The organism is Salipiger sp., from assembly GCF_059781815.1.
Genome location: NZ_JBYNAH010000001.1, coordinates 9,887 through 24,371, shown reverse-complemented (window position 1 = coordinate 24,371; position 14,485 = coordinate 9,887). Strand labels below are relative to the sequence as shown.

Genomic DNA, 14,485 nt, shown 5'->3' with positions numbered 1-14,485 from the left:
CGCTCAGCCGCGCGACCAGAGCGCGGCCTCTCCGAGTTTCTCGACAAAGGCGGCGTGAGCCGCCTTTTCTTCTTCCGTGATCCGCGGCGCCAGAGGCTCCGGTCGGCGCTGCGGGCGCCAATCCTCTGCCGCGCCATCGGAGCCACCGCCCTGGCGCACCGGGCTCAGCACGAGATCCGGCTGCTTGCCACCGATCAGCTCGAGATAGACATCGGCCAGAATTTCACTGTCGAGCAGGGCGCCGTGCAGCGTCCGCGACGAGTTGTCGATCCCGAAGCGACGGCACAGCGCGTCGAGCGAGGCGGGCGAGCCTGGAAACTTGCGCCGCGCGATGGCCAGCGTGTCGATGGCGCAATCCTTCGGCAGGAGAGGGCGCTTGGACCAGCCCAGCTCGGCATTGAGGAATTTCACATCGAAGGTCGCGTTGTGGATCACCAGCTTCGCGTCGCCGATGAAGGCGAGGAAGTCATCGACGATCTGCGCAAACAACGGCTTGTCGCGCAGGAAATCGTCGCCCAGCCCGTGCACCTCGAACGCCTCCTGAGGCATCGAGCGCTCGGGGTTGATATACTGGTGATAGGTCTTGCCGGTGGGCACGTGATTGTAGAGCTCCACCGCGCCGATCTCGACGATCCGGTCGCCGGTTTCCGGCTCGAAGCCGGTGGTTTCGGTGTCGAGTACGATCTCACGCATGTCGCCGCCTTTCGATATCCTGCATCACAGACTGCACCTGAGCCTTGGCGTGCTCAAGCGTGTCGGTCTCGATGACATAATCTGCCCGCGCGCATTTTTCAGCATTGGGCATCTGTCGCGCAAGGATGCGATCGAGATCCTCGGCGTTCATGGTGCCCCGCGCCAGAACCCTCTCACGCTGGAGTTGGGCTGGAATAGAGACACATGCGACTGCATCCATCGCTCTGTCGGCGCCGGTCTCGAAGAGCAGCGGGATGTCGAGCACGACGATCCGGTCGGGATGCGCGGCGATGAACGCGGCGCGGTCTTCCTGCACCAGCGGATGCACGATGGCCTCGATGCGGGGCAGCGCGGTCGCATCGCCCGCGATGATCGCGCGAAGACGGTCGCGCGAGATCGCATCATCCTCGATGGCATCCGGAAATTCCGCCTGCATCGGAGCAACGGCCGCGCCGCCCTTTGAATAGAGACGATGCACCGCCGCATCCGCATCCCAGACCGCGCAGCCTTCCTCGGCGAAGAAGCCCGCCGTGGTGGATTTGCCCATGCCGATCGAGCCGGTGAGACCGAGCAGAAAGCCCATCACAGGATCGCGGCGCGGGTCGCGTCATCGACCTCGGGGCGTTTGCCGAACCAGCGCTCAAAGCCGGGCACCGCCTGGTGGATCAGCATGCCCAGGCCATCGACGCAGGTGCAGCCCTGCTCCCGCGCGACCCGCAAAAGCCGGGTCTCGAGCGGCGTGTAGACCAGATCGGTGACCACCGTCCCCGGCTGCAATCCGTCAAGCGGCACGCGCAGCTCCTGCTTTCCGACCATGCCAAGCGAGGTCGAATTGACCACCAGCGCCGCCTCGTCCATCGCGTTGCCGGCCTGCACCCATTCGACAACACGGATCCGCGCGCCGAACTCTTCGCGCAGCTGCTCGGCGCGGTTGCGGGTGCGGTTCGAAATACAGATTTCGGGCACGCCGACCTCGAGCAGAGAGGCGATCACCGCCCGTGCAGCGCCGCCGGCGCCCAGAACCATCGCCGGGCCGGCCTTCGGATCCCATCCCGGCGCCCCCTGGCGCAGGTTCTCGATGAAACCGTAGCCATCGGTGTTGTCGGCGTGGATCTTGCCATCCTTGCGGAAGATGATGGTGTTCGCCGCCCCGATCAGCGTCGCCCGGTCGGAGACCAGATCGGCGATCTCCATCACCTTCTCCTTATGGGGAATGGTGACGTTGACGCCGACAAAGCCCAAATCGGGCAGGGTGCGGAAGGCGGTTTCGAGCTTCTCCGGCGCGATATCCATCGGGATATAGTGCCCCTGAAGCCCGTATGTCTTGAGCCAGTGACCATGCAGAAGCGGCGAGCGGGAGTGTGCGACCGGATGCCCGATGACCCCGGCCAGTGGAATTCGCGTGTCGGTCATGCGGCGATGATCTCCCGGACCTGCAGAAAGGCGATGAGCTCGAGCAGCGGCAGCCCGAGAATGGTGAAATGGTCGCCCTCGATGCGGGCGAAAAGGCGCACGCCCTCTTCCTCGAGCTTGTAGCCACCGACCGAGTGGCGCGCGCTCTCCCAGTTCCGGGCGATGTAATCGTCGAGATAGGCGTCCGAGAAGTTGCGCATCACCAGCCGCGCGACGCCCACGTGACGCCAGATCGGCTCGCCATCCTGATAGATCACGGCCCCAGAATAGAGGTGATGCCGCTGCCCGCGCAGCCGGACGAGCTGTTCCCGGCACTCTTCCGGGGTTTCGGGCTTCGCGAACACCTCTTTGCCAAGCGCGAGGATCTGGTCGCAGCCGAGAACGAAGGCGCCCGGGTTCTTCCGGGCCACGCTGCGGGCCTTATACTCCGACAATGCGTCGGCGATGTCGCGCGGCGAGGCCTCTTCGGCGGTAAGTGAGTCGCGGATGGCGGATTCATCGACGCGCGCGGGCTCGATTCGATGGGGAACCGCCGCCTTGCGCAGCAGCTCGGCCCGGATTTCGGACCCAGAGGCGAGGATGAACGGCAGACTCATGTGGAAAAACCTGTCGAAAGCTTTGGGGTCTTGTCGGGGGATGGTTCTGAGGAAAATCCCACCGACATGCAAGCACGGGGAAAACCCGGGCCTTTCACGGCGCGCCGGGGTGATTCCTGAGTCTGTGGGCATGGATAACTCGCTGCTGGGGACGCCCCCCTCGGTCCCCGCCCTGTCCAAAAGTTTTCCCGAGACCGCATGTTTCATACACGGCATTGAAAACGAACAAAGATTTCCGATAATTTGTATACTTTCTTCATAACCCCCACAATTTTATCCACAGGCAATCCGGATCGGGAAAACTCTGAGAGAACTCAATAATCCACCGGACTCGAGGGGGCCTAAACCAAAATCATCCTTTCTCTTTCTTTCTTGAGATAAGGGAGGCCCCGGCCTCACGCCTCTCGATCTCTCAGCAAGATTGACTCACCCCCTCGGGATAGCTAAATCCGAGTCCGACGCCCGTCCGGGCTGATCACTTCCCAGAGAAAGACAGTTTTGAGGCCGACGACACGCTTGGCCCGAAAGGATTCAGCATGAGCACCGAAACGCTCAACCTCTCTGATCTGAAGGCGCAGAGCCCGAAGGATCTGCTCGCCATGGCGGAGGAGCTCGAGATCGAGAACGCCTCGACCATGCGCAAGGGCGAGATGATGTTCCAGATCCTGCGCGAGCGGGCGGATGAAGGCTGGGAAGTCTGCGGTGACGGCGTTCTCGAGGTGCTTCAGGACGGCTTCGGCTTCCTGCGTTCTCCGGAAGCGAACTATCTGCCCGGTCCCGACGACATCTACGTCTCGCCCGAGATGATCCGGAAGTATTCGCTGCGCACCGGCGACACCATCGAAGGCGAAATCCGCGCGCCTGACAACGAAGAGCGTTACTTCGCGCTCGTCGACGTCTCGAAGATCAACTTCGAGGATCCCGAGCGCGCCCGTCACAAGGTTGCTTTCGACAACCTGACGCCCCTCTATCCCGACGAGCGGCTGAAGATGGAGATCGAGGATCCGACCATCAAGGATCGCTCGGCCCGCATCATCGACCTCGTCGCGCCGATCGGCAAAGGCCAGCGCTCGCTCATCGTGGCGCCTCCGCGGACCGGTAAGACGGTTCTGCTGCAGAACATCGCCACCTCGATCGAGAAGAACCACCCGGAATGCTTCCTGATCGTCCTGCTGATCGACGAACGCCCCGAGGAAGTCACCGACATGCAGCGCTCGGTGAAGGGCGAGGTTGTCTCCTCGACCTTCGATGAACCGGCGACGCGCCACGTGGCGGTGTCGGAAATGGTCATTGAAAAGGCGAAGCGCCTGGTCGAGCACAAACGAGATGTTGTGATCCTTCTCGACTCGATCACAAGACTTGGTCGTGCCTTCAACACCGTGGTGCCGTCCTCGGGCAAGGTCCTGACCGGTGGTGTCGACGCCAACGCCCTGCAGCGGCCGAAGCGCTTCTTCGGTGCGGCGCGGAACATCGAAGAGGGCGGTTCGCTGACCATCATCGCGACCGCGCTGATCGACACCGGCAGCCGCATGGACGAGGTGATCTTCGAAGAATTCAAGGGCACCGGCAACTCCGAGATCGTTCTCGACCGCAAGGTGGCCGACAAGCGCGTCTTCCCGGCGATCGATATCCTCAAGTCGGGCACCCGAAAGGAAGACCTGCTCATCGACAAGATCGATCTGCAGAAGACCTTCGTCCTGCGCCGCATCCTCAACCCGATGGGCACCACCGACGCCATCGAATTCCTTCTGTCGAAGCTCAAGCAGACCAAGACAAACTCGGAATTCTTCGACTCGATGAACAGCTGACGCCGGCCGGGAGGCAGGTTTGGACACGATCTTTGCGCTTGCAAGTGCGCCGGGGAAAGCCGGCGTAGCGGTCATCCGCGTTTCCGGCCCCGAGGCCTGGGCGTCGGCAGAGCGCTTGTGTGGCGCGTTGCCGAAACCACGCGAGGCTGCGCTGCGCCGGTTGACCGACCGGGCGGGGCAGGTGCTCGATGAGGCGCTGGTCCTGCTTTTTGCGCATGGGAGCAGTTTCACCGGGGAGGCGGTGGCCGAGTTTCACGTCCATGGCAGCGTTGCGATCCAGCGTGCCGTGCTGCGAGAGCTCGAAGATATGGACGGGTTGCGCATGGCAGAGGCCGGCGAGTTCACCCGACGCGCGCTGGAAAATGACCGGCTCGACCTGACTCAGGTCGAAGCGCTGGCCGATCTCATCGAATCCGAGACCGAAAGTCAGCGCATCCAAGCGCTGCGCGTGTTTGCGGGTGCTCTTGGCGATCGTGTCGAAGAGTGGCGCCGGGATCTCGTGCATGCGGCCTCGCTGCTTGAGGTGACAATCGATTTTGCCGATGAAGAGGTTCCGGTCGATGTGTCCGCCGACGTTCGTGCAATCCTCGACCGCGTCATCGCCGGGCTGGATCGCGAAATTCGCGGGATGGATGGCGCCGAGCGCATCCGCACGGGCTTCGAGGTCGCCATTGTCGGCGCGCCGAATGTCGGAAAATCGAGTTTGCTGAACGCGCTCGCGGGCCGCGACGCGGCCATCACCTCCGAGATCGCGGGCACGACACGCGACGTGATCGAGGTCAGGATGGAGATCGCCGGCTTGCCGGTAACGCTGCTAGACACCGCCGGGTTGCGAGACACCCAGGATCCGGTTGAAAAGATCGGCATTGCCCGTGCACGGGACCGAGCTCTGACCTCGGATCTTCGCGTGATCCTGAGCGACGAGCGCGGGATGCCGGATTTTGAACCCATCAGCGGCGATATCGTGCTGCGCTCCAAGGCGGATCTGTCCGGCGCGTCCGATGGGATTTCCGCCAAGACGGGGCAGGGGCTCGATCATCTGATTTCCGAGATCGGCGCGCGTCTTTCCGAGAAGGTCCAGGCTGCCGGGCTCGCCACGCGGGAGCGGCACCGGATTGCGTTTCTCGACGGTCGGATCGCGCTTGACGCCGCGAAAGATCTGCTCGCTCGTGGCCCGGACAGCTATGATCTCGCGGCTGAGGAAATCCGTACAGCAATCAGGGCGCTCGAAGTTTTGATCGGTCGCATCGACGTAGAGAATCTGCTAGGCGAGATCTTCTCAAGCTTCTGCATCGGTAAGTGAGGAGTGTTTCACGTGAAACATCGTGATTTCGACGTTGTCGTCGTGGGCGGCGGACATGCTGGCGCGGATGCCGCGGCGGCCTCCGCCCGCATGGGTGCCCGCACCGCTCTGGTAACGCTTTCCGAGGCTGGCATCGGCGTCATGTCCTGCAACCCGGCGATTGGCGGGCTCGGGAAGGGCCATCTCGTCCGCGAGATCGACGCGATGGACGGCGTGATGGGTCGTGTGGCGGACCAGGCGGGTATTCAGTACCGTTTGCTGAACCGCCGCAAGGGACCGGCCGTGCAGGGACCGCGGGCTCAGGCGGATCGCAAGCTCTACCGCGAAGCAATGCTGCGCGAGATGAAGGCGACGCCGAACCTGACCATCGTTGAGGGTGAAGCGGTCGACCTGATCATGTCGGCGGACAAGGTCTCGGGCGTGGTTCTGGAAGACGGCTCCAACTTAAGTGCCGGCGCGGTGGTCCTGACCACGGGCACGTTCTTGCGTGGTGTCATCCATATTGGCGACAAGTCTCACCCGGGCGGGCGCATGGGCGATCGCCCTTCGGTGCGTCTGGCCGAGCGGATCGATGACCTCGGTCTTGAGCTTGGGCGCCTGAAAACCGGAACGCCCCCGCGCCTTGACGGGCGCACCATCGACTGGTCGCAGCTTGAGGAACAGCCCGGCGATGACGAACCGGTGCTGTTTTCTTTCCTGTCGAAGGCCCCAGCGGCGCGCCAGATCAGCTGCGGCATTACGCATACCAATGAGCGCACGCACGAGATTATCCGTGAGAACCTCGACCGCTCAGCAATGTATGGCGGCCACATCGAGGGGATCGGCCCGCGCTATTGTCCTTCGATCGAGGACAAGATTGTCCGCTTTGCCGACAAGACGTCTCACCAGATCTTTCTCGAGCCGGAGGGGCTCGACGATCACACGATCTATCCCAATGGCATCTCGACGTCGCTCCCGGAAGACGTCCAGATCGATTACGTGCGCTCGATCTTCGGTCTTGAGCGCGCCGAGATTCTGCAGCCGGGCTACGCCATCGAGTACGATTTTGTCGATCCGCGCTCGCTCGATCTTCGTCTTGCGGTTCGCAATGTCTCTGGCCTGTTCCTTGCCGGGCAGATCAACGGGACGACGGGCTATGAGGAGGCCGCGGCGCAGGGCCTCGTTGCCGGGCTGAACGCAGCGGCCGAAGCGCTGGGGCAGGGGAGCGTGCAGTTCGGTCGTTCCGAATCTTATATCGGCGTGATGATCGACGATCTGACCTCGCGCGGGGTTAGCGAGCCCTATCGGATGTTCACGTCGCGCGCGGAGTTCCGTCTGTCGCTGCGGGCCGACAATGCCGATCAGCGCCTGACACCGCGGGCCATCGAGCTTGGCTGTCTTTCTGAGGAGCGCCGCATCGCGTTTGAAACCAAGCTCGAAAAGCTTTCGGCGGGCCGCGAGTTGCTTGAATCACGCCAGTTTGCCCCGAAGGATCTTGGCGCGATGGGTATCCAGGTCTCGCCCGATGGGCAGAAGCGCAACGGATTCGAGCTGCTTGCCTTCCCGGATGTCGATATGTCCACGCTCACGCGCGGCGAAGCGTCGTTCGGAGAGATCGATGGCGAGATCGCCGAGCAACTCGAACGGGACGCGCTTTACGCCAATTACATCGCGCGTCAGCAAAAGGATGTAGAGGCGCTGCGCAGGGATGAAGCGATGACGATTCCGCGCGATTTCGAGTTTGCGACTGTCGAAGGGCTTTCGAACGAGTTGAAGCACAAGCTCTCCCTGGCGCGGCCGGTGAATCTCGCGCAGGCTGGCAAGGTCGATGGCATGACGCCCGCGGCGCTCTCGCTGCTTTTGCTGCGTCTGCGGCGGCATGGTCAGGTCAAGTCCGCATGAGCGCCCTGGACCCGCGCCTGCCAGCGATCAATGTTTCACGTGAAACACAGGAGCGGCTGACGCATTTCATTGAGATGCTCGAGAAGTGGTCCCCGAAGATCAATCTCGTCGCCAAGAGTACGCTTTCCGATGGCTGGAACCGCCATATCATCGATTCCGCGCAGGTTTTCGACCTGGAAGGGCGGAACTCCGGACTCTGGGCAGATCTCGGTGCGGGCGGTGGTTTCCCGGGTCTTGTGGTCGCGATCCTTGCTCATGAACTTGCGCCGGAGTTGAAAGTCGCGCTGGTAGAATCCGATCAGCGCAAGGCGGTCTTCCTGCGTTCGGTTCTGCGTGAGACCGGCGTGCAGGCGCAGGTGATTGTCGGGCGCATCGAACAGATCCCACCGCTGAATGCCGATGTGCTGAGCGCGCGGGCGCTGGCGGACTTGTCGACCCTGTTGTCCTTCGCGGACCGGCACCTGTCCGACAGCGGGCAGGCCGTGTTCCTGAAAGGCGCAAACTGGGAAAAAGAGGTGGCCGCCGCGCGGGAATCGTGGAAGTTCGATCTCGCCCGGCGTACAAGCATTACAGATCCAAACGCAGTCGTCCTGACCATCGGAGAGCTGACACATGTCTGATCCGTCGCGGCCTAGCGCCCCCAAGATTATTGCCATCGCGAACCAGAAAGGCGGCGTCGGAAAAACCACGACGACGATCAATCTGGGCGCCGCGCTGGCCGAGAAGGGGCACAAGATCCTCGTCGTCGACCTCGATCCTCAGGGCAATTCCTCGACCGGGCTCGGGATCGAACCCGATGACCGGCAGTACACGACCTACGAGCTGCTGCTCGACGATGTCGCGCTCGAGGATGCGATTCTGCCGACCGATCAGGAAAACCTGCATCTGATCCCGGCGACGGTGGATCTCAGCTCGGCGGATATCGAGCTTGTCTCGAACGAAAAGCGCAGCTTTCTGCTGCATGACGCGCTGCGCCAGGTCGAGATCGACCGGTTCGGCTTTGATTACGTGCTGATCGATTGCCCGCCGTCGCTCAACTTGCTGACCGTGAACGCCATGGTGGCCGCTCATTCCGTGCTTGTTCCGCTGCAAAGCGAGTTCTTTGCCCTCGAAGGGCTGTCGCAGCTGATGCTGACAGTGCGGGAGATCCGGCAGAGTGCGAACCCCGACCTGCGGATCGAGGGCGTGCTGCTGACCATGTACGATGCAAGGAACAACCTCTCGCGGCAGGTCGAAGACGATGCCCGCGAGAACCTTGGCGATCTGGTGTTCTCGACCGTGATCCCGCGCAACGTGCGGGTCAGCGAAGCGCCGTCCTACGCAATGTCTGTGCTGAATTACGACAGCCAGTCGAAGGGGGCCGCGGCCTATCGTGACCTTGCCGACGAACTGCTGCGCAAGAACGCGCGGCTCGCCGCCTGACCCGAAAAAGAAAAGAAAGAGCAGAGATGGCAGAGAAAAAGGAAGCACGCCGAGGCCTTGGTCGCGGGTTGTCCGCGCTGATGTCGGATGTCGATATTGCACCTGCCCGCGAGCAGGAAAGCATGACTCCGAAGACCCCGGACCGGATGGTCCCAATCGAAAGCCTGGTTCCGAACAAGGACCAGCCCCGTCGCACCTTCACGCCCGAGCAGTTGCAGGAGCTGTCCGAGTCGATCAAGACCAAGGGCATCATCCAGCCGATCATCGTGCGCCCGGCGCCGGGAGCGGAAGGTCAGTTCGAGATCGTCGCCGGTGAACGCCGTTGGCGCGCCGCACAGATGGCGCAGCAGCACGAAGTGCCGGTTCTGGTGCGCGAGCTCGACGATCAGGAAACGCTCGAGATCGCCATCATCGAGAACATTCAGCGCGCCGACCTGAACGCCATCGAAGAGGCGGCGGGCTACAAGGCGCTGATGTACCGCTTTGGCCATACCCAGGAGAAGATCGCGGAGGCGCTCGGCAAGAGCCGCAGCCATATCGCGAACCTTCTGCGCTTGTTGAACCTGCCGGATAGCGTGCAGGACTACGTTCGGAACGGGGATCTCAGCGCCGGTCATGCGCGCACGCTGGTGACCGCCGAGAACCCCGAGGCCATCGCGCGCGAGATCATGGCAAAGAAGCTCTCCGTCCGGCAGGCGGAGGCTCTGGTTCGCGGTGCATCCGAGCCGAAACGTCCCAAGATTTCGGCTGCCGCGCCGCACGCGGTCGACAAGGACGCGGACACCCGTGCGCTCGAGGGCGACCTGTCAGCGGCGCTCGGGATGAAAGTCTCGGTGGCGCACAAGCCGGGGGCAGAGGGCGGCAAGCTCACGATCTCCTACGAGAGCCTCGAAGAGCTCGATACGCTCTGCATGATCCTCAGCGCAGCCCGGTAAGGGCAGGGGAGACCCGCAAAGAAAAGCCCCGGGCCGAAAGGCGCCGGGGCTTTGTTGTGTCTGGGATCTTGAAGGGGTTTAGAGCAATTCGGCAGTGAGCGTGTTGAGCAGCATCCGGCCCTGTTGGGTTGCCCCAAAGCGTTGGCCGTCGCGCCAGATCAAGCCTAGCTCGACAAGCGGGTCGAGCGAGAGAGCCCCGGTGCGATCCGGATCGATCAGCTGCGCACGTTCGAGATCTAGGCCTTCACTCAAACGCAGCCCCATCATCAGGTATTCTGCCCATACATCTTGGCGCGTTAGGGCCTCACTTTCGAGCTCTCCGGAACCGGCCTCCGCCGCCTTGATCCAGTCGCCGGGCGCGCGCCGCGCCACGGTGGCGTAGCGCTGTCCGTTCACCGTCACCCGCCCATGCGCGCCGGGGCCGACGCCGACGTAATCGCCGCCGCGCCAGTAGACTAGGTTATGCCGGGATTCGTCGCCCTCGCCGGCGTGGTTCGAGACCTCGTAGGCCGGCTTGCCTGCCGCTTCGCAGATCTCCTGCGTCGCGAGGTAGAGATCGGCGCCGAGATCCTCGCTCGGCAGATCGCGCAGCTTGCCGGCCTGGGCGCGATCCCAGAAGGCGGTGCCTTCCTCGATGGTCAGCTGGTAGAGCGACAGGTGATCCGCGGCGAGATCCAGCGCCTCGCGCAGTTCCACCTCCCACGCCGCGAGGCTCTGGCCCTGCCGCCCGTAGATGAGATCGAAATTGACCCTGTTGAAGGTCGATTTGGCGATCTCGAGCGCGCGGACAGCCTCGTCGACATCGTGCAGACGGCCAAGGCGGCGCAGGTCGTCAGGGCGCAGCGCCTGCACCCCGAGCGACACGCGGTTGACGCCCGCTATGGCGAAGCCTTCAAACTTGTTGATCTCGACGGAACGGGGATTGGCCTCGAGGGTGATCTCGATATCGTTGGCCCAGGCCCAGTGATCGCGGGAAGCATCAAGCACGGCGCGAACCGTCTCCGGCGCCATCAGCGAGGGCGTGCCGCCGCCGAAATAGATCGAGCGCAGAACCCGCCCCTCGGTCAGACGACCGTAGCGGGCAAGCTCGCTGACCAGCGCGGCGGCCCAGCGGGCCTGATCCACGTGCGACACCACATGGCTGTTGAAGTCGCAATAGGGGCACTTGGCCTCGCAGAACGGCCAGTGCACGTAGAGGCCGAAGCCCCCAGCTTGCCAAGTCTCAGCCAAAACAGCCCGTCACGAACTTGGCGAAGGCATCGGCGCGGTGGCTGATCTTGTTCTTCTCCCAGCGATCCATCTCGCCGAAGGTGATGTCGTAGCCCTGCGGTTGGAACACGGGGTCATAGCCGTGACCCTGATCGCCGCGCATCGGCCAGACCACGCGGCCTTCCATCACGCCGGGGAACACCTCGTCATGGCCATCGGGCCAGGCCAGCACCAGGGTGCAGCAGAAGCGCGCGGTCCAGGGCTCGGGCTTGCCAGAGGCTGTCAGCTCGTCATGGGCGCGGGTCATCGCCATGATGAAATCGCGGCCATTGCCGGTTTCGGCCCAGTCGGCGGTGTAGACGCCGGGCGCACCATCCAGCGCATCGATGGCGATGCCGCTGTCATCCGAGAGCGCCGGCAGGCCGGTGGCTTTCGCTGCGGCATGGGCCTTGATGCGGGCGTTTTCGACGAAGGTGGTGCCGGTCTCTTCCGGTTCCGGCAGCTCCATCTCGGCCGCGCCGACCACTTCGATGCCGTAGGGCTTGAGGAGATCGGCGATCTCCTCAAGCTTGCCACGGTTGTGGGTCGCGACGAGAAGCTTTTTGCCCTCGAACTTGCGGGTCATGCGGTCGCGGCCTTCTGCGCCTCGACGAGCTGCGACACGCCGGCTTCGGCCAGATCGAGCAGCTTGCCCATCTGGTCGCGCGAGAAGGTCGCGCCCTCGGCCGACATCTGCACCTCGATGAGCTGGCCGTCGCCGCGCAGGATGAAGTTGCCGTCGACGCCGGCTTCGCTGTCCTCGGGATAGTCGAGGTCGAGCACCGGCTGGCCGGCATAGATGCCGCAGCTCACCGCCGCGACCGGCGAGATCAGCGGATCGGTCTTCACGTCACCGGCCTTCATCAGCTTGTTCACGGCAAGGCGCAGCGCCACCCAGCCACCGGTGATCGCGGCGCAGCGGGTGCCGCCATCGGCCTGGATCACGTCGCAGTCGACGCTGATCTGGCGCTCGCCAAGCGCGACGCGATCGACGCCGGCGCGCAGGCTGCGGCCGATCAGGCGCTGGATCTCGACGGTGCGGCCGCCTTGTTTGCCGGTGGTGGCCTCGCGGCGCATGCGCGAGCCTGTGGAGCGCGGCAACATGCCGTATTCGGCGGTCACCCAGCCAAGCCCCGAGCCCTTGATGAACGGCGGCACGCGCTCTTCGAGTGAGGCGGTGCAGATCACATGGGTGTCGCCCATCTTGATCAGGCACGAGCCCTCGGCATGTTTCGTGACACCCGTCTCGATTGAAACGGGGCGCATTTCGCTTAAATCTCGTCCTGACGGTCTCATGGAAGTCCCTTTCTCGGTTGCGCCCGGGATACTGGTGCCCCGCTATCCCCGCAACCCCGATTGACGGCGCAGGAGGGGTGCTTTTAATGGCCCAAGGACGCGGAGAGACACGGATGAACGAAGGAACCCGGCTGCTCGAAGAGATGAACGATCGCTCGCGCGAGGTGTTCCGCAAGGTTGTCGAGAGCTACCTGGAGTTCGGCGAGCCGGTCGGCTCGCGCACGCTGACGCGGTCGTTGAGCGAAAAGGTCTCGGCGGCGACGATCCGCAACGTGATGCAGGATCTCGAATATCTCGGCCTGCTCGACAGCCCGCATGTGAGCGCCGGACGGATCCCGACCCAGCTTGGCCTGCGGATGTTTGTCGACGGGCTTCTGGAGGTGCGTGACCTCGATCTCTCGGATCGCGAAAAGCTCGACGCCACGCTGGGGCCAGGGGGCGACGATGTGGGCGGCATTCTCGACCGTGTGGGCTCGGCGCTGTCGGGGGTGACCCATGGCGCCTCGCTGGTGCTGACGCCGAAGCACGAGGCGCCGATCAAGCATATCGAGTTCGTCAGCCTCGGCCATGACCGGGCGCTGGTGGTGCTGGTGTTTGGCGATGGCCACGTGGAGAACCGGCTGTTCCGGCCGCCGCCCGGACAGACGCCAAGCTCGATGCGGGAGGCGGCGAATTTCCTCAACGCGCTGATCGAGGGCAAGACGCTCTCGGAACTGCGCGGGGTGATGGCCGAGGAAATCTCGCGCCGGCGGCAGGAGATCGACACGCTGGCCGCCGATCTCATCGAGGCGGGCATCGCCACGTGGGAGAGCGACGCCGACAATTCGGCCCGGCTGATCGTGCGCGGACGGGCGAATCTGCTTGGCACCGAGGCCGAGACCGAGGAGCTCGACCGCATCCGCAGCCTGTTCGACGACCTCGAGCGCAAGCGGGACATTGCCGAATTTCTGGAACTCGCCGAGACCGGCGACGGGGTGCGCATTTTTATCGGCTCGGAGAACAAACTTTTCTCACTTTCGGGTTCCTCTCTGGTGGTGTCTCCCTATATGAACGCGGATCGTAAGATCATCGGCGCGGTGGGCGTGATCGGACCCACGCGCCTCAACTACGGCCGGATCGTCCCGATCGTGGATTATACGGCGCAGCTGGTCGGCAAGCTGATTGCCGAGCGGAGCTAGAGGTGAACAATGGCAGACCCGAAGAACGACGAGTTTCTCGATGACATCGAAGCCGCCGAGGCCGAGGCCTATGCGGACGAGGCCGAGGAGATCGATACCGAGGCAGCAGAGATCGATGCGCTGCGCGCCGAGCGCGACGAGTTCAAGGATCGCTTCATGCGCGCGCTGGCGGATGCCGAGAATGCGCGCAAGCGGGCCGACAAGGATCGTCGCGAGGCGCAGCAATATGGCGGCTCGCGTCTCGCCCGCGACCTGCTGCCGGTCTATGACAACCTGCACCGCGCGCTTGGCGTGGCCCGCGAGGAAAACGCCGCCGAGGCGCTGATCGAGGGCATCGAGCTGACCCTGCGCGAGCTGACCAACACCTTCGCCAAGCATGGCATGACGACGATCTCGCCGCAGGTCGGCGACAAGTTCGACCCGCAGCAGCACGAGGCGATGTTCGAGGCGCCGGTGCCGGGCACAAAGGCGGGCGAGATCATCCAGGTCTCGGCGGAAGGCTTCATGCTTTACGACCGTCTGCTGCGTCCCGCGCAGGTCGGCGTGAGCTCGATGCCGGCGAGCTGATCTCTGGGCTCCCGGCGCGGGGGGGGGGGGGGGGGGGGGGGGGCGCCCCCCCCCCCCCCCCCCCCCCCCCCCCGGGGGGGGGGGGGGGGGGGGGGGGGCGCCAAAAGAACTAACTAACTAGCCACCGCAGAGCGAAGCGAGGTCC

General features: G+C 63.8%; 15 protein-coding genes. 8 read left to right on the top strand and 7 right to left on the bottom strand.

The annotated features are described in order from the left end of the window. Nucleotides 1-3: 3 nt before the first annotated feature. Genes dnaQ through AC6RA4_RS00105 form a run of 4 tightly spaced genes read right to left on the bottom strand, consistent with a single transcriptional unit; the run spans nucleotide 4 to nucleotide 2,702 of the window. Nucleotides 4-693, bottom strand: coding sequence for a DNA polymerase III subunit epsilon (gene dnaQ, locus AC6RA4_RS00120; protein WP_500156191.1), 690 nt, complete (start codon nucleotides 691-693; stop codon nucleotides 4-6). After that, nucleotides 686-1,276 (bottom strand): dephospho-CoA kinase, encoded by a 591-nt coding sequence (coaE, locus tag AC6RA4_RS00115; protein WP_500156189.1) that lies wholly within the window; start codon nucleotides 1,274-1,276, stop codon nucleotides 686-688. The genes dnaQ and coaE overlap by 8 nt, the downstream gene beginning before the upstream one ends. Continuing rightward, complete coding sequence (locus AC6RA4_RS00110) at nucleotides 1,276-2,106, bottom strand: shikimate dehydrogenase (RefSeq protein WP_500156187.1); 831 nt, start codon at nucleotides 2,104-2,106, stop codon at nucleotides 1,276-1,278. The genes coaE and AC6RA4_RS00110 overlap by 1 nt, the downstream gene beginning before the upstream one ends. Continuing rightward, entirely contained in the window at nucleotides 2,103-2,702 is a 600-nt protein-coding gene (locus AC6RA4_RS00105) for a Maf family protein (protein WP_500156185.1), read from the bottom strand. Before AC6RA4_RS00105 ends, AC6RA4_RS00110 begins: the two co-directional genes overlap by 4 nt. A gap of 536 nt (nucleotides 2,703-3,238) precedes the next feature. Between AC6RA4_RS00105 and rho the strand changes: the two genes are divergently transcribed. The 6 genes from rho to AC6RA4_RS00075 are packed head-to-tail and all read left to right on the top strand — an operon-like array spanning nucleotide 3,239 to nucleotide 10,051. Continuing rightward, nucleotides 3,239-4,510, top strand: coding sequence for a transcription termination factor Rho (gene rho, locus AC6RA4_RS00100; RefSeq protein WP_500156183.1), 1,272 nt, complete (start codon nucleotides 3,239-3,241; stop codon nucleotides 4,508-4,510). A gap of 19 nt (nucleotides 4,511-4,529) precedes the next feature. Continuing rightward, the gene (gene mnmE, locus AC6RA4_RS00095; protein WP_500156181.1) at nucleotides 4,530-5,813 is read left to right on the top strand and encodes a tRNA uridine-5-carboxymethylaminomethyl(34) synthesis GTPase MnmE; all 1,284 of its coding nucleotides are present in this window, start codon (nucleotides 4,530-4,532) and stop codon (nucleotides 5,811-5,813) included. A 12-nt stretch (nucleotides 5,814-5,825) separates the two neighbouring features. Then, nucleotides 5,826-7,694 (top strand): tRNA uridine-5-carboxymethylaminomethyl(34) synthesis enzyme MnmG, encoded by a 1,869-nt coding sequence (mnmG, locus tag AC6RA4_RS00090; RefSeq protein WP_500156179.1) that lies wholly within the window; start codon nucleotides 5,826-5,828, stop codon nucleotides 7,692-7,694. After that, on the top strand, nucleotides 7,691-8,314 hold the full coding sequence (gene rsmG, locus AC6RA4_RS00085) for a 16S rRNA (guanine(527)-N(7))-methyltransferase RsmG (RefSeq protein WP_500156177.1): 624 nt from the start codon (nucleotides 7,691-7,693) through the stop codon (nucleotides 8,312-8,314). Before mnmG ends, rsmG begins: the two co-directional genes overlap by 4 nt. Continuing rightward, complete coding sequence (locus tag AC6RA4_RS00080; RefSeq protein ID WP_500156175.1) at nucleotides 8,307-9,116, top strand: ParA family protein; 810 nt, start codon at nucleotides 8,307-8,309, stop codon at nucleotides 9,114-9,116. The genes rsmG and AC6RA4_RS00080 overlap by 8 nt, the downstream gene beginning before the upstream one ends. Before the next feature lie 26 nt (nucleotides 9,117-9,142). After that, complete coding sequence (locus AC6RA4_RS00075) at nucleotides 9,143-10,051, top strand: ParB/RepB/Spo0J family partition protein (RefSeq protein WP_500156173.1); 909 nt, start codon at nucleotides 9,143-9,145, stop codon at nucleotides 10,049-10,051. Nucleotides 10,052-10,129: 78 nt separating this feature from the next. On the opposite strand, the gene hemW is transcribed toward AC6RA4_RS00075, so the two are convergent. From hemW to rph, 3 genes are read right to left on the bottom strand one after another with little or no spacing between them, the layout of a single operon-like run. Continuing rightward, nucleotides 10,130-11,281: a radical SAM family heme chaperone HemW gene (hemW, locus tag AC6RA4_RS00070; protein WP_500156172.1), complete on the bottom strand. Its 1,152-nt coding sequence runs from the start codon at nucleotides 11,279-11,281 to the stop codon at nucleotides 10,130-10,132. Next, complete coding sequence (gene rdgB / locus AC6RA4_RS00065; protein WP_500156170.1) at nucleotides 11,274-11,885, bottom strand: RdgB/HAM1 family non-canonical purine NTP pyrophosphatase; 612 nt, start codon at nucleotides 11,883-11,885, stop codon at nucleotides 11,274-11,276. The genes hemW and rdgB overlap by 8 nt, the downstream gene beginning before the upstream one ends. Then, the gene (rph, locus tag AC6RA4_RS00060; protein ID WP_500156168.1) at nucleotides 11,882-12,595 is read right to left on the bottom strand and encodes a ribonuclease PH; all 714 of its coding nucleotides are present in this window, start codon (nucleotides 12,593-12,595) and stop codon (nucleotides 11,882-11,884) included. The genes rdgB and rph overlap by 4 nt, the downstream gene beginning before the upstream one ends. A gap of 113 nt (nucleotides 12,596-12,708) precedes the next feature. Here rph and hrcA point away from each other — a divergent pair, with 113 nt between their 5' ends. Continuing rightward, entirely contained in the window at nucleotides 12,709-13,773 is a 1,065-nt protein-coding gene (gene hrcA, locus AC6RA4_RS00055) for a heat-inducible transcriptional repressor HrcA (RefSeq protein WP_500156166.1), read from the top strand. A gap of 9 nt (nucleotides 13,774-13,782) precedes the next feature. Beyond that, entirely contained in the window at nucleotides 13,783-14,340 is a 558-nt protein-coding gene (locus tag AC6RA4_RS00050) for a nucleotide exchange factor GrpE (RefSeq protein ID WP_500156164.1), read from the top strand. The last annotated feature ends 145 nt before the right edge of the window (nucleotides 14,341-14,485 follow it).